Annotated in this window: 18 protein-coding genes; 5 read left to right on the top strand and 13 right to left on the bottom strand. The window is 47.0% G+C overall.

Annotated elements, in window-relative coordinates:
* Positions 1–326 (top strand): TPR end-of-group domain-containing protein (locus tag POREN0001_RS09450; protein ID WP_004334709.1); only part of this gene is annotated, 326 nt, incomplete at its 5' end.
* Positions 327–529: 203 nt separating this feature from the next.
* On the opposite strand, the gene POREN0001_RS07565 is transcribed toward POREN0001_RS09450, so the two are convergent.
* Complete coding sequence (locus POREN0001_RS07565; protein WP_040581379.1) at positions 530–3568, bottom strand: leucine-rich repeat protein; 3039 nt, start codon at positions 3566–3568, stop codon at positions 530–532.
* A 688-nt stretch (positions 3569–4256) separates the two neighbouring features.
* Between POREN0001_RS07565 and POREN0001_RS07560 the strand changes: the two genes are divergently transcribed.
* The 3 genes from POREN0001_RS07560 to POREN0001_RS07550 all read left to right on the top strand — a co-directional run bounded on the left by POREN0001_RS07560 (position 4257) and on the right by POREN0001_RS07550 (position 8604).
* The gene (locus POREN0001_RS07560) at positions 4257–5315 is read left to right on the top strand and encodes a WD40 repeat domain-containing protein (RefSeq protein ID WP_004334704.1); all 1059 of its coding nucleotides are present in this window, start codon (positions 4257–4259) and stop codon (positions 5313–5315) included.
* A gap of 133 nt (positions 5316–5448) precedes the next feature.
* A complete protein-coding gene (locus tag POREN0001_RS07555; protein ID WP_004334731.1) occupies positions 5449–7581 on the top strand; it encodes a TonB-dependent receptor plug domain-containing protein in 2133 nt (710 codons plus the stop codon).
* A 27-nt stretch (positions 7582–7608) separates the two neighbouring features.
* A complete protein-coding gene (locus tag POREN0001_RS07550; protein WP_004334663.1) occupies positions 7609–8604 on the top strand; it encodes a sirohydrochlorin cobaltochelatase in 996 nt (331 codons plus the stop codon).
* 146 nt (positions 8605–8750) lie between these two features.
* On the opposite strand, the gene POREN0001_RS07545 is transcribed toward POREN0001_RS07550, so the two are convergent.
* The 12 genes from POREN0001_RS07545 to prfB all read right to left on the bottom strand — a co-directional run bounded on the left by POREN0001_RS07545 (position 8751) and on the right by prfB (position 22036).
* On the bottom strand, positions 8751–9134 hold the full coding sequence (locus tag POREN0001_RS07545; protein ID WP_004334699.1) for a GntR family transcriptional regulator: 384 nt from the start codon (positions 9132–9134) through the stop codon (positions 8751–8753).
* Positions 9134–9898: a hypothetical protein gene (locus tag POREN0001_RS07540; protein WP_004334691.1), complete on the bottom strand. Its 765-nt coding sequence runs from the start codon at positions 9896–9898 to the stop codon at positions 9134–9136. The genes POREN0001_RS07545 and POREN0001_RS07540 overlap by 1 nt, the downstream gene beginning before the upstream one ends.
* 25 nt (positions 9899–9923) lie before the next feature.
* Positions 9924–10772: an ABC transporter ATP-binding protein gene (locus POREN0001_RS07535; RefSeq protein WP_004334679.1), complete on the bottom strand. Its 849-nt coding sequence runs from the start codon at positions 10770–10772 to the stop codon at positions 9924–9926.
* Positions 10773–10781: 9 nt separating this feature from the next.
* Positions 10782–11975, bottom strand: coding sequence for a 1-deoxy-D-xylulose-5-phosphate reductoisomerase (locus POREN0001_RS07530; protein WP_004334696.1), 1194 nt, complete (start codon positions 11973–11975; stop codon positions 10782–10784).
* An 8-nt stretch (positions 11976–11983) separates the two neighbouring features.
* Entirely contained in the window at positions 11984–12511 is a 528-nt protein-coding gene (gene rimM / locus POREN0001_RS07525) for a ribosome maturation factor RimM (protein WP_004334668.1), read from the bottom strand.
* Positions 12508–13818 carry a UDP-N-acetylglucosamine 1-carboxyvinyltransferase gene (gene murA, locus POREN0001_RS07520; RefSeq protein ID WP_004334700.1) on the bottom strand — a complete coding sequence of 437 codons (1311 nt, stop codon included), beginning with the start codon at positions 13816–13818 and terminating at the stop codon, positions 12508–12510. The genes rimM and murA overlap by 4 nt, the downstream gene beginning before the upstream one ends.
* Before the next feature lie 34 nt (positions 13819–13852).
* Complete coding sequence (locus POREN0001_RS07515) at positions 13853–14443, bottom strand: DUF4290 domain-containing protein (RefSeq protein ID WP_004334662.1); 591 nt, start codon at positions 14441–14443, stop codon at positions 13853–13855.
* Positions 14444–14521: 78 nt separating this feature from the next.
* A complete protein-coding gene (locus tag POREN0001_RS07510) occupies positions 14522–15805 on the bottom strand; it encodes a glucose-6-phosphate isomerase (RefSeq protein ID WP_004334694.1) in 1284 nt (427 codons plus the stop codon).
* 16 nt (positions 15806–15821) lie between these two features.
* Positions 15822–16826, bottom strand: a complete 1005-nt coding sequence (locus POREN0001_RS07505) for an NAD(P)H-dependent glycerol-3-phosphate dehydrogenase (protein ID WP_004334675.1) — start codon at positions 16824–16826, stop codon at positions 15822–15824.
* Between the two features lie 158 nt (positions 16827–16984).
* Entirely contained in the window at positions 16985–18742 is a 1758-nt protein-coding gene (gene lysS / locus POREN0001_RS07500) for a lysine--tRNA ligase (RefSeq protein WP_040581371.1), read from the bottom strand.
* A gap of 264 nt (positions 18743–19006) precedes the next feature.
* Positions 19007–20818, bottom strand: coding sequence for a DNA topoisomerase 3 (locus POREN0001_RS07495; RefSeq protein ID WP_004334692.1), 1812 nt, complete (start codon positions 20816–20818; stop codon positions 19007–19009).
* A 104-nt stretch (positions 20819–20922) separates the two neighbouring features.
* Positions 20923–22036, bottom strand: a protein-coding gene (prfB, locus tag POREN0001_RS07490; RefSeq protein ID WP_115321194.1) for a peptide chain release factor 2 whose coding sequence is annotated in 2 segments (ribosomal slippage) — positions 20923–21972 and positions 21974–22036 — 1113 coding nt in all. Because the reading frame shifts where the segments join, the coding sequence is not laid out codon by codon here.
* A gap of 134 nt (positions 22037–22170) precedes the next feature.
* Between prfB and ruvB the strand changes: the two genes are divergently transcribed.
* Positions 22171–23205, top strand: coding sequence for a Holliday junction branch migration DNA helicase RuvB (ruvB, locus tag POREN0001_RS07485; RefSeq protein ID WP_004334725.1), 1035 nt, complete (start codon positions 22171–22173; stop codon positions 23203–23205).
* Positions 23206–23237: the final 32 nt, after the last annotated feature.

Below are 23237 nucleotides of genomic sequence, written 5' to 3'. Positions count from 1 at the left end.
ATAAGCCGGACTTCTATGCTGCTTATAACAATTGGGGAGCTACTTTAAGTGACTTGGCCAAAACAAAATCCGGAAGCGAGGCTGAAGAACTGTACGACAAAGCCTTTGAAAAATTTCAGCAAGCGATTAAGTATGGAGGGGGTTCCTATAATTTGGCATGTCTGTATGCCTTAAGAAATAGGAAGGAGGAAGCGCTGAAGTATTTGGATCATGCGCTCTCAAGAGGGAAAGTCTCGGTAAAATTGGTGGAGGAAGATAACGATTGGGATGCCTTTCGGGAAGATCCGGACTTTAAGCATCTTCTCTCTCAATATAAGGGAAAGTAGGGGGCGATGCTTGCTAGGACCACTACAGAGCAAAAAGAGTGTGAGGGGTAAGGCTACCTATATCGGATAATTCGTAGTCAACTTCTCCCTAAGCCCTTGCATAAAAAGAGTCGGTATATCTCTCCATTTGGAGAAATATACCGACTTATTACTTCTGCTCTGCCCTTTGAGTTCCGCACCCAAAGGGAGAGAGAGGTGCCCTATTAAAGAGCGATTTTCTTCACGATACGCTTGCCCTCTTGGCTTACTACTACGATGTAGTGTCCACGGTCGAGGTTGAGGGTGATCGCTTCGTGAGCGTTAGCTCCTACAAGCATCTTGCCTTCGAGATTGTAAATAAGTACCTGAGCACTATTGAGACCTGAGATGCTGAGCGCCTCGCCTTGGGCAGCGAAGAGCACGTTGTCGAGAGCTACCTCATCTACTGAGAGGAGGTCTTCTTCTACGATATTGGTAAATGCTTTCCAACCCGGAGCTTGGCTGTATGCATCTTTAGTGCCGAAGGGAACGTGTAGAGTTGCTTGCTCGATTTCTACGATATCAGAGAATGCCAAGTCGTCGAGTACGGGAGGTACCGTATTGAACGAGAATACGTTGGCAATAGACTGGCAGCCTCTGAATGCATTAGCCCCGATCTGTACGTTCGTAGGAATGTTGAGAGAGACAATAGCAGTACCTTGTAGTGCTTGCTCACCAATGAAGGTCACACCCTCTTTGGGGAGGTCGAAACTTGCCAATCGGAAACAACCCTTGAAGCAGAAGTTGCCGACACGCTTGAGTGCCTTGCAGTGGTCGATCTTGAGCTTAACGATGTTGGCAGCGCCATTGAACGCATAGTCTTCTAGCACTTCGAGAGACTCGGGGAGTACGAGTTCTTGAGGAACAAAGTTGAAGGCGAAGGCATATCTTTCGATCTTCTTAATGTCACTGGGAAGCTCGATAGGCTTAGCCGCTTGCCCTTGTTGTACAAATGAGGGGTAGTGCATCAAGGCACGGTCTGCCTTGCGGATGAGCATACCATCCACGGTTTCGAAGAAGTCGTTGCCGCCCTCAATCTTCTTGATGCTCATAGCAAAGGTGAATGCACCTGTGCGCACCTTTTCTACAGAAGTGGGGAGTGTGAATACCTCTTTGGGGTAAACAATAGCTACTTGTACCAGTTCCTTACCATCCTTAGAGTAGATAGCGTTGTCTACAGACTTGAAGTGTGGGTTGGCAGCATCTACTTCCAATTTCTTCAACTGTCCGCAGTACATAAAGGGAAGTACCCCGATAGTTTCTACTTGAGCAGAGATCGTTAGGCCTGTTAGCTTAGAGCCCGTGAAGGCATAGTCTGCAATGTGCTTAACATTGTTGGGTACCACTACATCGCCCACGGCATCCCACTTAACGAGCGTATTGCCTTCGATTACGGGGTCGTTGTCACCCCCTTGATGTTCCTCTTCGTAGCAAACCAAGTGTACAGTGAGGTCGCTCGTTACATTGTTGATACGAAGTTCTTTACCCTTTTCGGTTTGCTCTTCATCGTTAATAATCCAAGCACCTACCTTGTAGCCCGCATTGGGAGTGGCTGTGAAGATAAGGTCTTTGCCTCTTGCAATGGCTTCGCCACTAGCGACGGGTGTACCTTCTGAGGTACGAGCCATGAGTGAACCATTACCGCTTAGCTCCTTGTATTGGATAACTACAGAGCCTTCGTTGCGCTCGAAACGAACGAGGAAGTCGATAGTTTCTGTGGGAGTTACCGTCCAGGTTGTCTTACCCTTCATCTCCTCTTTTTCCACGTACTTGCCTTCGCTATTCTCAAAGAGCCAGTCGGTAACCTTGTATCCCTTGGTAGGGGTAGCCGTGAAAGTTACGCTCTTACCTGTGGGTACGAGATCACTACTCTTGAATTCTTTTCCGTCCATTACGGCGGTTACCGTACCACCGGCAGCGTTGGCAGACTTGAAGAATATACGGTTCCCCTCGGGGAGCTTGTTGCAATGCGCAACGATGTTGAGCGCTTCATTTACAGAGGGTATCTCAAGTATCTTTTGGGTTCCGGGGATGCCTTCCATCTTCTGACCATTTACCGTCCAGTGCGAAAACTCGTATTGAACGAAGTTGTAACGGCATTCCATCTTGAGCGTACTGCCCTCGGCTACTTCATCTCCGTTCTCCACGGTAACGGGGCCCAAGAGCCATGCTTCTATAAATCCGGCTTCTTGCGGATCTACTTTGAAGGTTACTCGATGCTTCTTTAGTTCTGAATCGGGAGCTCCTACCTGGATCTTTGCATTCTTATAATGCTCCCCTAATGCAGTTTTGACCGCTTCGTTGGCTACATAGATCGTCATTGAAGCGTTGTCGCTGGGGCCTCCGAGATTATTCCCTCCAAAGGCGGTAAACTGTGCGCTTTCGTGGATGTCCACAAGCTTGATACCGGCAATTTGGCTGAATGCCAAGAAGCCTACGCTTTCGAGTTTGGGTAGATAGATGCTTTCCAAAGCATCTGCAGAGAGGAAGCTGGTTTCCCCAACGCTTGTTACAGATTTACCAACGATTGTTTTTAGCGTCTTTAGGTTCTGACCTGCCCCATCGGCTATGCTTGTAGTTTCGTTGGGGAGGGTAATCTTAGCAAAATGGGGGAGTAGGATTACGGCTTTTGTTTTGTCTTTCGAAAGTACAACTCCATCCGAAACCATAAACCCGGCTTGAGGGTTGGTGATGGAGAACTCGGTAATGTTGGGGATGTTGTTGAACGGATTCTTTTCGATCTTCTCCAAAACTCCTCCCAAAACTACTTTTGTGAGCGAGGAGCAGCTGAAGAAAGCGTTTTTCCCGAGGCTCTTAATTGCAGGGAGCTCAAGCGTGGTGAGGCTCGCGTTGTCGCAAGAAGCAAAAGCATCTTCGCCGATTTCCTCTACTCGAGGCATCTTCATGGACTTAATACCCTTGCATTCCTTAAAAGCTTCTTTGCCTATCTTTTTTACGTTGTTGAAGTCGATAGAGGTAATTTCGTCGTTCGAAGAACGTAGGCCACTGCGCATACCGGCAGATTCCCAATCGTCATCGCCCCAATCTCCTCCGCTTTGGTAGAAACAGTTAGGGGCAATTTCCACCACCTCATCGGGCATTTTGATGTCTCCTGATGCCATTGGCCAGCTTATAAGCACGCCATCTTGAACGTTCTGAGCTTTGACGACGCTAAAGGTCGTGGCAAGCAAAGACAACAGGAAGAAAAGTGTAATTTTTTTCATCTGTAAATATTATAACGATTCAATTTTTGTCTGCACCTGCAGATGCTTATTCTTTATTCTTTAATTGGTGATAAGTTGGTTGATGATGAAGATCTATCGGAGTGACGATCTTTTTGTCGGTTTTGGTTGGGATATGGAACCAAAGAATACCAAATGTGTCCACAAAGAGAACTTTTGTCTCTTACTTCTGTACAAAATCTATGTAGTAGGCCACAAAGAGAAGAGAATTTGTTGTGAGAGACGGTGGTCTTCTCTCCTACTGCTCTTACTGACGATCTTTGTGTAGCTGTAGTCTTATTATTAGTCGTTTGCAAAACTTGTTGCTTATAAAGCGCTTCCGACAATCTCTTGTAGGTTTTCAAAAAGTGAAGCCCTAAAAGGTTGCTATATACACACTATCCACGCTTGGATATCCATCATTTCGGAAAGCAAAGGTATGTATTTGTTTTGGCTTTTCGGGAATCTCAGTCACGAAAAAGGTATTTGCAGATTCCAGTATCAAAAGCAATGGTATGGACAAATCCTACGCTCCACGAGTTTTAATTTTTTACGGCACGGTACTTCTATTCTGGGTAAAATTAAAATCGATTAGCTACCTTTGTCGCTAAAAGGAGAAGAGAAGTCCGTGCAGAACACCAAAGTTACTTAGGCTTCCCTCTCGCCATGATTATTTACAATGTAAAAAGCTATGACAAAGAAAAGTATCGCACGATGGATTGCTCTGCTTCTAACGAGTACAATCCTATCCCTAGCCTTCAGCACAACCCAAGCAGAGGCTCAAAAGAAAAAGGGAGCCATCCCGCAGGAGGTAAAAGGCTCGAAAGTCCCCAAACTACAACTCCTCAAACACCACAAATCCGAGGGGGATGTGGATCTCGTTGCTTTGAATAAATCGGGTAGTGTGGCTGCAACCTACTTCGGCGAGGACTATGGAACGCAGCGCAATGTAAAGAAACTCGTCTTTTGGAACACTTCTAAGTTAGCCCAAATCGCCGAATACAAGATTAATTGTCGTGACATATGCTTTGGGGAGGACGAGAATACACTTCTATTTGTAGATCCCTATGGTATCAAGGAGATGGACATCCGGACCGGAGAGATCAATCTTGTACTGGAGGGTGAGTTCCTAAAGGCAGCCTACAACCCACTAGATAACGATGTAATCTTTTATTCAGACGAGGTTGATGCTTATTACTATAACCGCGCAACAGACACCTCTGAGCATCTGCATACGGTGAGCAAAGGTGCCGGCGTAGATCCCTTCCGCTTCTATCGTTTTACCGAGAATCACTTGCAGATCTTGATGTGTCGCAACTATACGCTACAGATTGATCTTAGGGACTACACAACCAAGAAGGTCTACTTCTCAGAGGATAACAAATGTCGCGTGGATCTAGCTCTAAGTCCGGATGAGGAGTGGCTTCTAGAGGGAGGAATATTTTCTTACAACCGCTTATACAAGAATGCCGATTACATGGCCCGGGGTGAGGAGGCTGAGTTTCAAGGTCAGTTTGCCACAAACAATATCAATTTTGAAACGGTCAAATTCTTGGAAGGGGGCTATATCCTCTGTGGAACGGTCAATGGCCGCTCGGTAGAGATTTGGGATATGAAAAGCCTTAGGAAGGTGAGCTCTTTTGCTCAGAAAGGTAAACTCAGTTATGTTGGTGGTATTGCCTACCATCCGGAGAAAAGGCTCATCGTTGTAGGCTCCCTCTACGGGATTGTCTGCTTCTTTAGGTATTAATAAGCCATCGTCTTTTCTGATATTTCGCCCCGGTTGCCTTGGAATAAATCCGGGGCAACCGGGGCTCTTGGATATTATTACGTACCTTTGCAGGTACAAAAAATAGATTATCTGAGAAAGTGAAATAGAGAAGATGAGGAATCGGTTGCTTCTTGCCTTTTTACTCGCCTGCCTGCCTATGCTGGCGAAGGCACAGACAGATACCCTTATACACTCTTCACAGCAGTTGGGGGAAGTAGTGGTGACAGGTACCGGTACCGCTCATTATCTCAAGGATGCCCCTGTACAAACCGAAGTCATAACTCGTAGTATGTTGCGCAATTACTCGGGGCGCAGCATCAGCGATATTCTTACGGCTCTCAGCCCCGGCTTCGACATATCCTCTAGTGATATGGGAGGGCGTATTACCATGGGAGGGCTCAATAATTCCTACATTCTCATCCTGCTCAATGGGCGGAGATTGCATGGCGACCTTGGGGGGCAAAACGACCTTTCTCTTATCGACCCTCTGGATATAGAACGCATCGAAATTGTGCGCGGAGCCTCTTCTTCTCTCTACGGATCAGACGCCATCGCAGGGGTAATCAATGTGATAACGAGACGGAAAACCAAGCAGATCCCTCTGAGTATAGACAATACGACTCAAGTAGGAGCCTTTGGGGGATTGCGTCAGCACAACCGCCTACAACTGCAACTGGGGCAACTCCATTCCGATACAAAGTACTCGGGAGCACGCAGTGATGGTTGGCAAAATTCAACCCAAGAGTACTATCGTAATAAGCTCTATGAGAACTCCACTACAAAGACCGAGAGTGCATTCGACAATAATCGCATAAGTCAGGCTTTTTCGTTCACCCCCTCTCCTCATTGGAGCATTGCAGCAGATGGGATGTACTACCTTAAGCATATCTATCACGAGCCGGGGTTACCTCGCTTCCGCTCCTATAATCTCCGTTACCGCGACTTCTCTCTAGGGGCTTCGGCAGAGTATAAGCAAGAGGGAAAGTTCTCTCTCGCTTTCCTTGCAGACTATAGTCGCCACCGTTACTTCTACGACTACTACGATAATTATATCGACGAAATATTTGAGCATAAGATTATCGATGGGAAAGATACTCGAGTGCCCAAGCATATTGTCTACAGCCCCGGCTCCTCTTCCCTAGAGAGCGATCAAGGGCAATTCAATGCTGCACTAAAGACCATTATCCCCTTCAACGAGAAGCATCTTTTCTCAGCAGGGATAGAGTATCGTCTTGACGATTTATATGCCCCCAAGCGCATGGTCAAAGCGCGCGAGGCCAACTATACACTCTCTTCTTACGCTCAAGATGAGTGGAACATTCTCCCGAAGTTGAATGTAACAGCAGGGGCGAGATTGGTGCACCATGAGGCATTCGGTTGGCACCTTACACCCAAGGCTTCCCTTCTTTATAAAAGTGGAGACTGGAGATGGAGGGCGACTTATTCGTGGGGATTCAAGACTCCTACCATCAAAGAGCTATACTACTTCTATGAACGCCCCATCATGAGCAAGGTAAGGCTTTATATTGGGAATGAGCATCTCAAACCGCAGCGGTCTCAGTACGCTTCGGCAAGTGTGGAGTATCGACATGAGGGCTGGCAATTTTCGTTTACCCCTTCCGTAAATAATGTATGGGATATGATTGCTCTCGTTGCCGTGCCTATCCCGCCCGGTTATGCAGGTGACGAGGGGAACGACTACGACGGAGCCATGCAATACATCAATATGGAGCAGGCATTCATTGGTAATCTAGAGTTCTCGGCAGCATATACCTCCCCACGCGGATTCGCTCTCGGTGCAAGTTATAGTTATACCTTGGCACAAGCTCATTTGGTGGACGAAGAGGCAAGCAAAAATGCACAGAAACCCATTACGGAGGTGCGCAACATTGATGGCACAGCCAACCACCACGCCAATCTTTTTGCCAAATGGGGGCATACGTGGGGTAAGTACTCCCTAGGAGTCGGAATCTATGGCAAGGGGCAGACCGAGCGCTACTATAAAGAGTATGGCAATGCCCCGGGCTTTTTCCTTTGGAAGCTCTCTACGGATCATTCCTTTGCCCTCCCCGCAGGATTGCATTTGGAAGCTGCTTTGGGTATAGACAACTTACTTAACCATGTAGAGAGGCATCCCTATGGCTACAACTTTGGTACTACATCCCCGGGTCGTACTCTCTTCCTCTCCCTCAGCTTTGGGTACAAAACGGGAAAGAAATCTCAGAAAACAAAAGGCAACAGATAAAAGTATAACAATCAAATTAGTATCGACATGAAGATTCTAAAGGCTTTGGCTATAGCAACAATAGCCACTACCACTCTCCTTGTAGCCTCTTGCAAAAAGCAGGATCCGAAAGATCAGGAGATCGTAAAGTATGAGAAGAAGCATGACACTGCCGTTTTGCTCGTAACGTTCGGCTCTACTTTCGATGATCCCCATGCTACGTACAAGAAGCAGATTGCGGACTTCCAACAAGCATTCCCCGATGCCGATGTATTCTTCTCGTTTACCTCTCGTACTTGCATCAACCGTTGGCAAGCTGCTAAGAAGGAACAGTTCATTACTCCTGACCTCTGGTTCAAATCTTTCCTTCAGAAAGAATATAAGACAGTGCTAGTGCAGTCGCTTCACGTTATCCCCGGGGAAGAATTTACCCTCTTGCGCGATGGTTATGTAAAGCCTCACTACAACTTCCCCGCAGAGGAGCTCAAGCGTGATAAGGCTGTCCTAGGGAATGCTCTTCTCACTTCAGACGAAGACATCGAAAGTGTGGCAAAGATCTTGGTAGATGCATTTGCTACTCAGCTCAAAGCCGGTGATGCTGTTGCTTTCATGGGTCATGGTAATCCTGTTTCGGACTACGACCGCGCCAATGCTTCTTATGATAAGATCGAAAAGGCCATGAAGGCTTATGCTAAGACAACCTACAATAATGATAACGTATATGTGGGGACTGTAGACTATCCTGCTATGCTTGTAGACTATGTAATCAATCAGCTCAAGGCCTCTACATGCAAGACCAAGAAGATCCACCTACACCCCCTCATGTCTATTGCCGGAGACCATGCCAACAATGATATGTCTAGCACAGATACCGAAGAAGATGGCAAGAAGCTCCCTCTAGAGGAACAGAGCTGGCGCAATCAGATTGCAGCTCAGGGTTGGACCGTAGAGTGCCACCTCAAAGGCCTTGGCGATTACCCTGCCATTAACCAACTTTGGATCAAGCACCTCAAAGATGCTATCAAAAGCGCTAAAGAAGACTAATCTGTAGAAATCTCTCCTCGTCTCTAGAGAGGGGCAGCTCTTCGCCCTATCTCTTTGTACGAGAGGCGATATGGAGATACAAAAAGAGGTAGGATGCTCTCTTGGCATTCTACCTCTTTTCTTTTGGGAATAAGGGCCGCTGTGGGTTATACCCCTTTTGTAATCATGGTTCGGTCTAGGTCGTGGCGGAGATGCTCCAGAACGCGCTCGTAAGGGATGTTGAGAAGTTTCATTTCCTTAGCCACTGCGGGGAGAATTTCGTTGTAGAACCTCTTCTGACGCTCTTGCGTAACAATCTCAATAGCCCCCTCTCTTATGTAGTTGCCAACTCCGGGGCGGGACTCGATTAATCCGGCTGCAATCAAACGATCGTATGCTTTTACAATGGTATTCGGATTAACCTCTAGACGAGCTGCCATATCACGCACAGATGGGATACGAGTTCCCACCTTATAGATCCCCGAGAGTATCCCATTATGGATCCTCTCAATAACCTGAAGGAATATGGATTGTGGTTGCATCGGATTCATTAGATCTGCTTCTTCTTAAAGATATAATACCCCCCAATACACATAGCAATATCGACCAATAAGAACAGAACTGAGGCAAGGATATAGGGTGTGACACTCTCGTAAAGATCCTTTGTAATGTAGTTTTCGATGGAAATCTCTACGAGCAGGGGGAGCAACGTCAAGAAGATAAGGATAAAGCCTACACTCGCAGCGAGTGTGGCAATTACTTGATTTCGTATAAGGATCCTGAAGAAAAAAAGCCCCACAATAAGTACAGACACAAGAGATATAAAAAGGACATGTTGCCAGCTATCCAGAGGGGTATTTATACCTTCTCCTAGGAATGGGTTTATGTGGGTCAGAGCCGTAGGTATATCCGGAGAGAATACGACAAGGTAAGGGATAAGCGACACGATTGCAACAACCGCGGCTAGTAGAAACATCACTACCCCTTGCAACAATATGAGGATATACTTCTCCAGCGGAGATAGGGGCACGAGGTAAAAGTGCTGAATACGGCTATGATAAAGTGTGTTGGATACCCACGAAAGGAATACAAATAGGTAAAGGACACGTGCTATGGTAAAGTGAAAGAAGGAGGGATCCATGGAGGAAATTGCCTTTTCCCACTCTGTAAATGATCTAGAGAAGGCTAGTGGTACGAGTTCGATAAACCAGATTACGATCAAAAATATAACGGCAACAAGTCCGTGTTGCTTACGATTGATCGTCCAATCTCCCTTAAGCAAAAATAGTATGCGTCCAAGGCTATTATTCATCATAGGTAATTCTCTCTAAAGGATAGGATTATACTAGATTATTTGCTTGTAGTATAGCGCTTATTTTTTCCTTTTCTCGGGAGATCCCTTTGAGGAAAAGTTCCATGGAAAAGAGCCCTTCTTCCATGTCATCTCGGTGCTCAAATATTCCTACTTCCCCTGAGATGGATGGCTCTTCGTAGAGGGCTTCTGCTTTGTTATTGTCCGTAACCAACCCAAAAGAGAAGATCTCGGATAGCCTATATATAGAGGCATTAACCAAGATGCGTCCCCCCTCTAATATCACTACACTATCAATAAGCGTCTCAAGATCTCTCAGCTGGTGGGTACTTATTATCACGGTTTGTTGCTCCGATATATACTTGGCTATCAGTTTTCGGAACACCGACTTAGAAGGGGCATCCAGACTATTCGTAGGCTCATCCATTAGGAGTAGAGGAGTCTGTAGTGAGAGTGCAAGAGCGATGGCGGCCTTCTTTTTTTGTCCTTGAGATAGCGTTCTCAAACGTTGCCCCCAGTCCAAATTGAACTCCTTCATGGCTGCCTCTGCGATTTCTTGCGAGTAGTTGGGATAGAAAGGGGTGATTAACGAGAAGTAGGTTTTTACCTTAAGATCGGGCATAAAGATCTCCTCGGGGAGATAGTACACCTGCTCCAGTGCTTTACGCTTTCTCTTAGAAGGATCATCGCCATTGACCAAAAGATTACCCGATTGGTGGAGTAATTGGCCACACAAGAGCTTGAGAAGCGTCGTTTTCCCCTCTCCATTGCACCCAAGTAACCCTACAATAGAGCCTTTGGGGAGGTTAAGAGAGAGGTCTTCGAAGACGGGGTTGCCCTTTTTGTACTGGAAAGTAAGATGTTCAATTTTTATCATACAGACATTCTACAAATGCACTTTGGCATAACTAAAGTTCCTCCCGGCATATTGTCGCACTAGCTGCAAAGCCATTTGGCGACACTCTTCGTTTGTCTCTATGAGAGCTTCTAAGGAAACATTTGCATCTGCAATGCTAGGAAGATGCCCTAGTACATACGCGTTGATCTCGTGTATGGTAGTGAAGCCTATTTGCTCGTGGAGAAAGGCATCTACGGCTACTTCGTTGGCGGCATTGAGAGCACAAGGGGAGGCTTTCCCTGCCTCCATAGCGTGATAGGCTAAACTGAGATTGGGGAATCTCTCAAGGTCGGGGTGCTGAAAGGTCAGTTGGAGTTTGGTGAAGTCGAGCCTGGGAAATTTATTGTTCAAGCGTAGTTCTTCTCCCAGAGCAAAGCCAATGGGCAAGCGCATATCAGGCTGCCCAAGTTGGGCTTTTACGCTGCCATCCTCAAACTGCACCATCGAGTGGATAATGCTTTGCGGATGTATGAGTACCTCAATTTTTGAGGGGGGAACATTGAAAAACCAACAAGCCTCCATCATCTCAAAGCCCTTGTTCATGAGAGACGCTGAGTCTATTGTAACTTTGGCTCCCATGCTCCAATTCGGATGCTTTAGAGCGTCTTTGGGGGTTACTTTATCGAGTTGCTGGGTAGGAACGTGCAAGAATGGCCCTCCCGATGCTGTGAGAAGGATCTGTTCCAGAGGGTTCCGTTCCCCAAGCAAACACTGGTAGATTGCAGAATGCTCAGAATCGACAGGGAGAATATTCACGCCCTTGGCACGAGCTTTCTCTGTGACAATGGCACCGGCAACTACCATTGTTTCTTTATTGGCAAGGGCAATAGTTTTACCCGCATCAATGGCGCGACATGTAGGGAGGAGACCGGAGTACCCCACCAAAGCCATGAGTACTATATCGGTATCGGGGAAGGAAGCTACCTCGCAAAGAGCCTCTTTACCTGCGTGAACGGAGATGGGAAGATCTTGAAGAGCCGTGCGAACCTCGGAGTACCGATTTTCGTCTGCAATTACTACATGGCTGGGAAGGAATTCCCTAGCTTGCTGTATAAGCAAGTCCGCCTGCCTATTGGCGGTAAGCACGGAGACAGCAAAACCTTCGGGATGTGCCCTAATTACTTCGAGAGCCTGTGTGCCAATAGAGCCTGTGGAGCCGAATATTGCTATCTTTTTCTTCATATTCAAATTTAGATCAATCCGTCGGGGATAGTAAGACTTATAACTTGTTTTTCTACGTCAATATAGCGGACGAGCTCGTCCGCTATGGGGATCATGACCTCTTCATCGGAGTCTTTTCTCTCTACAATTAAGAGCAGATTGGCGGTATTATCGTCAATATCAATAACCCTGCCCACCGGTACATCGTCTGCATCCACAAGCGTATAACCGATAAAGTGCTGAGGTTGAAACTCAATATCTTCGCCTATCAAATCTGAGGGTACGTATACAGAACAACCATCGTATCGCTCAGCTTCCTCTCGGCTATCCACATCCTCAAACTTGACAAGTAGAGAAGACTCTGCTTTCCCTCGCATATCCTCAACCAAAAAAGGGACGGGGAGCCCATCTATCTCTAGATGTAAGAAAAGATCTCTATCCTCAGCAAGAGAAAACATACTCTCCTCATCAATGGAAGGGTAGAGGTTAATCTCTCCATGAATACCATGGGCACGTCCTAACCTCCCTACGAGGATAAGTTCTGGTGTGTCGCTCATTCTCCTATGCGACTGATGTGGGCACCTAAGTTATTAAGACGGAGATCAATTCGTTCGTACCCTCGGTCTATTTGGTCTATCCGATCTATTCTGCTTGTGCCTTCGGCACTCATTGCTGCAATCAGAAGGGCTATACCGGCGCGTATGTCGGGAGAAACCATCTGTGCAGAACGGAGAGCCACTCGACCTCCCAGTCCAATAACCGTAGCTCGGTGGGGATCGCACAAAATGATTTGTGCCCCCATATCAATGAGTTTATCAACAAAGAATAGGCGGCTCTCAAACATCTTTTGATGGATAAGAACGCTCCCACGAGCTTGGGTGGCAACTACCAAAAATACGCTCAAAAGGTCTGGTGTTAAGCCGGGCCAAGGTGCATCGGCAATGGTAAGTATAGAGCCATCCATATAGGTGTCAATCTCGTAGCCGTCATGTTCCGGTATAAATAGATCGTCGCCATGCTCTTCGATTGTGATACCTAAACGACGAAATGCCGAGGGTATGATACCGAGGTTGGGGATGCTAACGTCTTTAAGGGTAAGCGCACTATGGGTCATAGCTGCCATACCGATGAAGCTACCGACCTCTATCATGTCTGGCAGAAGTCTGTGTGTAGTTCCACGTAAGGAGCTCACCCCTTCTATGTGTAGGAGATTAGAACCTACTCCGGAAATCTTGGCACCCATGGCGTTGAGCATCTTGCAAAGTTGCTGCAAGTAGGGTTCGCAAGCTGCATTGAAAATCGTAGTCTCTCCCGGGGTAAGCACAGCCGTCATAATAACGTTGGCAGTACCCGTTACAGAGGCTTCGTCAAGGAGCATATAAGCCCCCTTTAGGTTGTCGCCATAGATCTCATAGCAATGCTTTTCTTCGTTATAGGTACACCGTGCACCTAGTGTTGCAATACCTGTAAAGTGGGTATCAAGACGTCGGCGACCAATCTTATCTCCTCCCGGTTTGGGGAATATGGCGAATCCGAAACGGCTAACAAGAGGACCAACAAGTAGGATAGATCCTCTAAGAGCACGGCTCTTGGCTTGGAACTGTTCGCTCCGAACAAAATCTAAATCAATAGAAGCCGCACGGAAAGAATATTCGCCGGGAGCCAACATATGTACCTCTACCCCCATACATTGGATAAGGTTGATTAGATTGTTGACATCCAAGATATTGGGGATGTTGCTGATGCGTACTTCTTGTTCGGTGAGTAGGGTAGCTGCAATTACTTGCAGAGCCTCGTTTTTTGCCCCTTGAGGGGTTAAACTACCACTAAGTTTGTACCCTCCTTCTATTACAAATGATGCCATATCCTTATTCGTGCTTTAGTTCGGAAAAACTTTGTTATTTGCGCTTTTTGTTTTTCTGTTTCGTCTGTTTGGAGGCAGAAGATGCGGGTAAATCAAGTTTATAGCGAGCTTCACTGTACACGAGGTTGCCGTTGGATAACTCAAAAAGATCCTTGAAAATTTGGTAGTCGTCCACGGTGTTTTTATTCCACTCCAAGTAATTGGTTTTCATTTGCTTGGCAATGCTGATGGCAAGAGCATCTCGCTCTTCCCCAAGAGGAAGCTCTATGGCTTTTTGGATTAAGCCCTGTATAATGTGCCCGTAGTGGCGATAGATGATATCGTTATCGGGGTAGGGTATCGTCTCAGGCTTGGAATAAAGAGAAGTGGGAGTAACTACTTCGTAGGGATAGTCTATATCTAGCTGGAACCCGGACATAATGGCAAGATGATCCCAAAGAGCCTTCTCGCCATCTTGAGCCAGACGATGATCCGGAGCGAGTTTTGCCATTATGCGGATGATAGACTCGGCGCACCACTGGCGTTCTGCTCGGTCTTCGAGAGTCAGACAGTGATTCACCATATTTTGGATATTACGCCCATACTCGGGCATCGCTATCTTTTGTTGTTTGCTATTATACTTCATTGCATTCTCTTTGATGGTGAGAAGTGTTTGTTCTCATATTGCTTTGCTCTACTCGTTTACTTCCTCCATAGCATGGGGTTATACGGGTTTTTCTAAGAGCTGATTCATCTTTTGTTTGTATGCCTCAACCCCAGGTTGATCGAAGGGATTGATCTGCATCATGTAACCACTGACACCTGCAGCCATTTCAAAAAAGAGGATAAGCATCCCAAGGTTATATTCGTCAAGCCGAGGTAATTTAATCCTGAAGAGAGGAACTCCCCCCTCACTATGGGCAATACAAGTCGCTTCTTCGGCTTGGCGATTAACCCAGTGAAGGGACCTGCCAGTGAGGTAGTCTAGCCCATCCTTAAAGTGCTCTTCTCCCTGGATAACAACATCGTTTTCAGGACTTTCTTCCACAGATACCATGGTTTCTATGATAGATCGCTCTCCATCTTGGATCCACTGCCCTAAAGAGTGGAGGTCAGTACTAAAAGTGGCTGTTGTGGAAAAAATGCCTTTTCCGTTCTTCCCCTCGCTCTCTGCAAAGAGCTGTTTCCACCACTCTTGAAGCGAATGCAGAGCGGAAGAAAATGTGGAAAAAATCTCTATTTTCTTTCCCTTTCTGTATTCTTCGATGCGCCATCCGGCATAGGAAAGCAGTGGCATTACTGCCTCGTCTTCTCCTCTAGAGATTGCTGAGGCAAGGTCTCTTGCTCCATGGAGCAACTTGCGGATATCAATGTCACAATAAGCTAGGGGAAGGAGGCCTACAGCACTGAGCACAGAATAGCGCCCACCTACTGAGGGAGGAATAGAAAACGACCGATATCCTTCTTGGGTGGCTATTGCTCGAAGAGAGCCGTGCTCGGGATCCGTTATTACGACAATATTATTTCGTGTTACCTCTTCGTCTCCCTTGGCATTCTCGACCAGGAGGTGCCTTAGTTGATGAAAGGCTATAGAAGGCTCTAATGTGCCCCCACTCTTCGATATATATATGATGCCAAAGCTTTTCCCCTTTAGATAGTTTTGTAGATGGGATAGATAGCAACTATCTAGGTGATGCCCTGCAAAAAGTAAAGAGGGAGTCTCCCCACAAAACGAGGGTGGAGTAAGGGCTTCTATCACAGCTTTGGCACCGAGATAGCTACCTCCAATACCAATACATACAACGCACTCTGTACGGGTATGTAAGTCTCGAGCTACCGTCTCTATCTCCTCTAAAAGGGCTGGTTCTGCAAAGGGGAGGTTCAGCCATCCTCTATATTCGCTACCCAGGCCTCCCCCCTCAAGGAGTTGATTGAGTGCAATCCGCGCCTCTTCTTGTGATTTAGGGGATATTGTTGCAAAATTCGTATCTGTGTAGAGGGGGAGCATATTTTGTTACCAACGATTATTTGAAGTGTTTAGAAAGCTCAAGTATCGCCTCTGTAGCATCTCTTTTTTCGTAGAGGATCTCATAGACCATATCGCAGATGGGAATATTTACTTGATAGCGTGCATTCACTTCGCGTACGCACTTTGCTCCAAAGTATCCCTCTGCAATCATTTCCATCTCTGTTTGTGCAGCTTTTACGCTATAACCTCGCCCAATCATATTCCCGAAAGTGCGGTTGCGGCTGAACTGAGAATAGGCCGTTACTAGCAAATCCCCGAGGTATACAGAGTCTGTAATTTCCCTATCAATTAGGTGCACCGCATTGACAAAGTTGTTCATTTCTGCTATGGCATTGGAGATGAGTACGGATTGGAAGTTATCTCCATATTGCAGTCCATTGCAAATGCCCGCAGCTATGGCGTAGATATTTTTGAGCACGGAGGCATATTGCACCCCCACGACGTCGTTTGTCGTAACGCAGTTTACAAAATCATTGCGGAGCACTTCTGCAAAAGCTTCTGCTTGCTTGAGGTTTTTACAAGCGACTGTGAGATACGAACGCCTATGTCTTGCAACTTCTTCTGCATGGCAAGGCCCTCCTACCACAGCTATAAGCTCTTTGGGGACATCAAACTCCTCCATCAAGTAGTCCGAGACAAGCATGTTTTCATCGGGTACAATACCCTTGATCGCATTGACGATCAATTTGTCTCGCATACTCGACTTACGTACTTTTTTGAGATAACTCTTCGCATAGGGCGAGGGGGTAACAAGTACGATTGTGTCACTGGCACGAAAGAAACTATTGATGTCCGACTCCGAGAAGAAAGTAATATTATCGGTATCGAACTCTGCCGCTGGTAGATAATTAGGGTTATGACCCAGCTTTAAGAAGCCTTTTACTTGTTCGCTACGGCGTACGTACCAATTGATATGGGGCTGCGATGTGAGTACAATTTTAGCCAAGGCAGTAGCCCAACTACCACTTCCTAAGATTCCAACTCTTCCTATAGGTTTCATCGCCTTTCTCTTTTCTATCTTTATCACCAACTAGTACTCAAGATGAGTATAAGAAGGCTTTATTTCCCTCGATTCTCTTATCAGTATTCCACCATCTTTGGGAGCATTATAGGATTGGGAGATTAACCGAACCTTCCCAGCTCCCTTCGATTCTTTCTCTATTCTTTACTCTGTGTCCACGCTGTCACCTCTTCGAGAGAGGGCATGGTCATACCGAGTTTGTATTTCTTATTTATGTCCATCATAGCCTGTAGAATACGCCCGGGCTTCTCTTCTGCATGCAAGGCCTCAACCGTAAGGTAACCTGCTTTCTGCAAGAGGGGGACAAAATCTTCGTTAACTCCTAGGGCAACGTAGGCAGCCGGTTTGTCTCGTTTTACTACAGCCTCCGGCTTCATTTGGGGGAAGAAGAGCACCTCTTGGATGCTTTCTTGCCCCGTTAAGAGCATAACAAGACGATCCATACCAATCCCCAGTCCTGCCGTAGGAGGCATCCCGTATTCAAGAGCACGGAGGAAGTCCTGATCTATAAACATGGCCTCGTCGTCTCCTTTCTCGGATAGAGCCAATTGGTCTTCGAAGCGTTTACGCTGATCGATGGGGTCGTTCAATTCGCTGTACGCGTTGGCAAGTTCTTTACCATTGACCATCAATTCAAAACGCTCTGTGAGCTCGGGATTGGTTCGGTGCTCCTTGGTGAGAGGGGACATTTCCTTGGGATAGTCCGTAATGAAGGTGGGTTGGATGTACTTCCCTTCGCACTTCTCCCCAAAAATCTCGTCGATGAGCTTGCCTTTTCCCATGCTAGGAGTTGTCTCAATACCGAGCTGTTTGCAAACTTCTCGCAATTGATCTTCGTCCATACCGCTGATGTCAATGCCGGTATGTTCCTTTATGGCCTCTAGGATAGGAATCCGCTTGAATGGGGGGCGGAAACTGATCTCGTGGTCTCCCACTTTTACCTCAGTTGTGCCTAATACCTCTTGAGCGATACGAGACAACATGCTCTCTGTAAAGTCCATGAGCCAGTTGTAATCCTTATAGGCTACATAGATCTCCATGCAGGTAAACTCGGGATTATGGGTACGATCCATCCCTTCGTTTCGGAAGTTCCTACTGAATTCGTACACCCCTTCGAAGCCCCCTACGATGAGCCGCTTTAGGTATAGTTCGTTGGCAATACGCAAGTAAAGGGGGATGTCAAGCGCATTGTGATGCGTAATAAAGGGGCGTGCTGCTGCTCCTCCCGGTATCGATTGCAATATAGGAGTCTCAACCTCTAGGTAGCCATGCTCGTTGAAGAAATTGCGCATGGACGTGAAGATTTTGTTGCGCTTTAGGAAGATGTCTCGCACTCCGTCATTGACCAAGAGGTCTACATAACGGCGGCGATAACGCTGCTCGGGATCGGTAAATCCGTCAAATACCTTGCCGTCCTTCTCCTTTACGATAGGCAGAGGACGTAACGACTTACTCAATACCGTGAGGCTCAAAGCGTGTACAGACACTTCGCCTGTTTGCGTCTTAAAGACATATCCCTCTACGCCGATAAAGTCCCCAATATCTAGGCACTTCTTAAATACGACATTGTAGAGATCAGTATTCTCTCCATCGGCGATACTATCTCGTGTGATATAGATTTGAATACGTCCGGTGCTATCGGCAAGCTCCACAAAAGATGCTTTGCCCATAATGCGACGTCCCATGATACGTCCGGCAAGGCGTACCCGTTGCTCTCTCAAGAGAGCCTCTCGTTCTTCATTCCCCTCCGGATACGAATTGATGATCTCTTGTGCGTAGGCAGTAACTTGATATTCTGCTGCAGGGTAGGGGTTAATGCCTAAGGAGCGTAATTCGTTCAGACTATTGCGACGCGCTATTTCTTGGTCGCTAAGTTCGAGCATGCTGAGGTCCATCTCTATATCTCTCGTTTATATCGGTAACTATTTATTGATTGACGACGTTGGTAAAAGTGTGTATGACACTTGCATTGCTCAATATCCTTTCTTCATAACTTACAACCGAGAGACACGATCCCTCTTAAGGAGTAGTAGTGCGAGCCTTTTTGCCAACATACGTCACCACAAAGATACGAAACTTATTCGCTTATAGCTGAGATTTGCTCAGAAAGGAAGCAACAACGTAGTGTTGGCTTGTAGAAAAAGATATTTCCAAAGGTATTAGTGGTAGCGGCGGACACTTTGCACCAAGTCGGAGACCTGCTGTTTGAGTTCCGTCAAAAAGTCTGATGCCGAGTATTCGCCACTTTCGATTTGTCGGAGTTTGTACTCCCACAATCCCGTTAGTTCTGCGCTTTTTAGCAGTGGGTCTTGTATTGTATCAATTAATTGAATCCCCGTCTCGGTGGCACGCAACGAAGACTTTTCTCTACGGATATAGTTGCGCTTGAAGAGGGTCTCAATGATGGAAGCTCGGGTGGAGGGGCGTCCAATACCATTCTGCTTAAGAGCCTCTCTCAATGTTTCGTCCTCGACTTGCTTTCCTGCCGTTTCCATGGCTCGTAGCAAAGTAGCCTCGGTATAATACTTAGGAGGCTCTGTTGTGCGCTCTCGGATAGAAGGTTCGTGGGGGCCGGTTTCTCCCTCTACAAAAGCGGGTAAGAGGCTCTCTTTTCCCTCTTGGGGCTCCCCTTCTTCCTCTTTATTCCCTTGGTTTGTCGCATCCTCCTTCCCCTTTTGAGATGAGAGAACGACACGCCAACCCGGATCCAAAATCTCTTTTCCGGTCGCTTTTAGTTCTATCCCTTCTACCTCCGCAAGAACCGTTGTTGTAGCCGTTTTGGCATCGGGATAAAATGCAGCAATAAAGCGTAGAGCGATAAGGTCGTAGATTCGATTTTCATTTAGCGTAAGTCCGGAGGGGAGGGGCACTCCCGTAGGAATGATAGCGTGATGATCGGTTACCTTTTTGTTGTCGAATACCTTTTTGCTTTTCTTGGGCGGCTTCCCTGAGGAAAGAATAGGGGTAACAAGATGCTCGTAAGGGCGTAACCCTTTGAGTATAGCTGGCACTTTGGGGTAAATATCCTCGGATAGATAGGTGGTATCTACACGGGGATAGGTCGTGAGTTTCTTCTCATATAGGCTTTGGATAGTCTGTAGAGTAGTCTCTGCAGTCATGCCAAAACGCTTATTGGCCTCTACTTGTAGGCTTGTAAGGTCGAAGAGTCTCGGGGGAAGTTCTTTCCCCTGCTGCTTGGTTACCTTTTTGATGGTAAGAGGAGCAGAACGGATGCTTTCAATAAGAGCTTCTACCTCCTCTTTGGTGGAGAAACTCTCTGCCGTCTGCCGAAATAAAGTCTCCTTATAGGTCGTCTGCAACTCAAAAGAGGTAGTGGGGACGAAGTGCTCGATTTGTCGTCCTCGCTCCACAATAAGAGCTAGGGTGGGCGTTTGTACTCGCCCAACAGAGAGAACCCTCCCGGGTTGTGGGAAGCGCATAGTGTAGAGGCGTGTCGCATTGATCCCGAGTAGCCAATCGCCAATTGCTCTTGCGAGGCCTGCCTCGTAGAGGCTTTTCATCTCTTCGTTGGTACGAAGTTGGGTAAACCCCTCTCGGATAGCCTCGTCTGTAAGGCTAGATACCCATAGCCTGTGAATGGGACATTTGCAAAGAGCTTTGGTGAGAACCCATTGCTGTATAAGCTCTCCCTCTTGCCCGGCATCCCCACAATTGATCACCTCATCGGCTTTTTCTACAAGCTGACGAATGACTTCGAATTGACGCTTATAGTCTTCGTTATCAATTAGTTTTATGCCAAAACGCTGAGGGATGAGAGGGAGGTCGCCGAGGCTCCATCGTTTCCAGAGAGGGAGGTAGTCATTGGGCTCTTTTAGGGTGCAGAGGTGCCCAAGAGTCCACGTAACACAATACCCATTGCCCTCAATAAACCCATTTTGAGGGTGATTAGCCCCCAATATACGAGCAATCTCGCGAGCCACGGAAGGTTTCTCGGCAATACAAACAATCATAGATAGATCGGCTCCTTTCTCTGGGTGATATTTTTTTCCTTTCTGGGCAGAAACCTCTTCTGTTTCTGGGTGGAAACATGTTGTGTTTCTGCCCTAAAAGGAAATTATTTCTCGCCACCAAATTCCATTAAATAGGCCTTGATAAAATCATCGATGTCGCCATCCATTACAGCATTTACATTGGAGGTCTGGAAGTTGGTACGATGGTCTTTTACGCGCCGATCGTCGAATACATAGCTTCGGATCTGCGAACCCCATTCAATTTTCTTCTTACCGGCCTCCACTTCTGCTTGGGCAGCTCGCCTCTTCTCTAGCTCTATGTCGTAGAGTTGAGAGCGGAGTAGGCGGAGTGCATTCTCTCTATTATCTAGCTGAGACCTACTCTCGGTATTCTCGATAACGATCTCTCGCTCTTCTCCCGTGTCGGGGTCCTTGAATTGGTAATGCAAGCGTACACCGGTCTCTACCTTGTTCACGTTTTGCCCCCCGGCTCCACTTGAGCGGAAAGTATCCCATGATAGGTTGGCAGGGTTGACTGCAATCTCTATACTATCGTCGACAAGGGGCACGACGAAAACGGAGGCGAACGAAGTCATTCGCTTCCCTTGGGCGTTGTAGGGAGAGACACGCACGAGGCGATGTACCCCATTTTCGCTTTTGAGGAATCCGTAGGCTAGGTCGCCCTCAATCTGCATTGTTACCGTTTTGATACCCGCTTCGTCTCCATCTTGCCAGTTGGTGATAGTCACTTTGTAGTCGTGGTTTTCTGCCCAACGTTGATATAAGCGGACTAGCATCGAAGCCCAATCTTGGCTTTCGGTACCTCCGGCTCCTGCATTGACCTTGAGTACTGCCCCTAGGCGATCTTCTTCTCTTCGGAGCATGTTGCGAAGCTCTACATTCTCAATCAGAGAGAGAGCTATTTGGTAGGCTTGGTCTACCTCCTCTTCTTCGGCAACTCCTTCTTTGTAGAAATCGAAGCTCAACTTCACCTCTTCTACGGCAGACTCTACAGATTCGTAGGCTTCTATCCAGCGACGAATCTCCTTGACCTTGCGCATTTGCGCCTCAGCTCTTTTATTGTCTTCCCAAAAGTCGGGAGCTTGGGTGATAAGTTCTTCTTCCTCTAGTTGGATACGTCTATTATCGACGTCAAAGATACCCCCTCAGCGCTTCCTTGCGCTCCAACAGATTATTCAGTTGGTCTATTGTAATCATCTTTTATATCATTAAAAACTCCTGCAAAGGTACTGATTCATTTCTCAAAGGGGCATACTTATCTTGACATGATGTACAACTGATGGGTAGAAAATGTCTGTGATGGGAGCAAAAAGAGTAACTTTGTGGCGTGTATGGAAGATATATTTGATATACGAGAAGAGAGTTGTCGCCCCGTTACCGACGAACAGATAGAGGAGGCTCTTCGCCCGATTAGTTTCCGTTCTTTCAGAGGACAGGATACGGTGGTGGAGAATCTCTCCGTATTTGTGCAGGCTGCAGCTATGCGTGGCGATAGTCTCGACCACGTCTTGTTGCATGGTCCCCCAGGCTTGGGTAAGACCACGCTCTCCAATATCATCGCAGCAGAGCTAGGTGTTGGCATTAAAATAACATCCGGCCCTGTACTCGACAAGCCGGGAGATTTGGCAGGATTGCTTACCTCGTTGGAGCCTCGTGGTGTCTTGTTTATTGACGAAATTCACCGACTAAGTCCGATTGTAGAGGAATATCTCTATTCGGCAATGGAGGACTACCGCATTGACATCATGATTGATAAGGGCCCCGGTGCTCGCTCTATTCAGATAGATCTCAACCCCTTTACTTTGGTAGGTGCGACGACGCGTAGTGGCTTGCTTACAGCTCCCTTGCGAGCGCGTTTTGGTATAAATCTACATCTTGAGTACTACGATACCAAGACGATTGCAGGCATTGTACTCCGGTCGGCTGGCATTTTGGGGGTTGCGTGTAGCGAAGAGGCTGCTGCTGAGATTGCGCGTAGGAGTAGGGGGACGCCACGTATCGCCAATGCCCTACTGCGTCGGGTGCGCGACTTTGCCCAAGTGAGGGGGAATGGTACTATTGACTCCGAGATTGCCGTCTTTTCACTAGAGGCTCTCAATATTGATAGTTGTGGTTTGGATAATATAGACCACAAACTATTGACGACCATCATAGATAAGTTTGGAGGAGGCCCTGTGGGGGTATCTACCATTGCTACGGCTATGAGCGAAGATGTAGGCACTATAGAGGAGGTTTATGAACCTTTTTTGATAAAGGAGGGTTTTATCAAACGTACTCCCAGAGGGCGAGAAGCTACAGCTCATGCCTATGAGCATTTGGGGCGTACCATCCTACCTCCATATAGCAACTCCCTTTTTACAGATTAAGTCTCCCTTAAGGGGGGAGAGAATAGATACAG

The organism is Porphyromonas endodontalis ATCC 35406 (assembly GCF_000174815.1).
Taxonomy (GTDB): domain Bacteria; phylum Bacteroidota; class Bacteroidia; order Bacteroidales; family Porphyromonadaceae; genus Porphyromonas; species Porphyromonas endodontalis.
Note: the sequence above shows the minus strand (reverse complement) of the source record. Positions and strands in the feature narration are given on the sequence as shown.